At 38.5% G+C, this 909-nt stretch carries 1 protein-coding gene; it reads left to right on the top strand.

What is annotated here, in order from left to right:
* Positions 1-116: 116 nt before the first annotated feature.
* A partial coding sequence (locus SMIDD26_RS13000; RefSeq protein ID WP_246746950.1) for an ABC transporter substrate-binding protein occupies positions 117-909 on the top strand: 793 nt, incomplete at its 3' end.

Below are 909 nucleotides of genomic sequence, written 5' to 3'. Positions count from 1 at the left end.
TTATCTTTTGAAAGTAGAAGATGAGGTCTTTTTCGATTTTTTTTGGAAAAAATCATTGACTAAACAAACTAAACGTTGTATAATAAAACAAATATTTAAATCAGGAGGTTCTGGAAATGAAAAAGTCTAAGAGCAAATATCTAACCTTGGCAGGTCTTGTCCTGGGTACAGGAATTTTATTGAGCGCCTGTGGAAATTCTAGCACAGGATCAAAAACCTATAACTATGTTTATTCAAGTGATCCATCTAGTTTGAACTATCTAGCAGAAAACCGTGCAACAACCAATGATATTGTGACCAATCTGGTAGATGGTCTCATGGAAAATGACCAATACGGGAACTATGTGCCATCCTTGGCAGAGGATTGGAGTGTTTCTAAGGACGGTTTGACCTATACCTACAAACTTCGTAAGGATGCCAAGTGGTTTACTTCTGAGGGAGAAGAATATGCACCTGTAACTGCCCAAGATTTTGTGACAGGTTTGAAATATGCGGCTGATAAAAAATCAGAAGCCTTGTATCTAGTGCAGGACTCTGTTGCAGGCTTGGATGACTATATTAACGGGAAAACAAGCGACTTTTCAACTGTCGGAGTCAAGGCTCTTGATGACCAAACCGTTCAATACACCTTGGCTCGACCAGAACCTTACTGGAACTCAAAAACGACATCAACCATTCTTTTCCCAGTCAATGCGGATTTCCTAAAATCAAAAGGGGATGATTTTGGGAAGGTAGACCCTGCTAATATTTTGTACAGTGGACCTTTCTTGATGAAAGCTTTTGTTTCAAAATCTGTCATCGAATTTAAGAAAAATCCTAACTACTGGGATGCTAAAAATGTCTTTGTAGATGATGTGAAATTGGCCTATTATGATGGTAGTGACCAAGATGCTCTTGTTCGTAACTTTG

The organism is Streptococcus mitis (assembly GCF_001579035.1).
Classification (GTDB): domain Bacteria; phylum Bacillota; class Bacilli; order Lactobacillales; family Streptococcaceae; genus Streptococcus; species Streptococcus mitis_J.
This window is presented reverse-complemented; position numbering and strand designations above follow the sequence as displayed.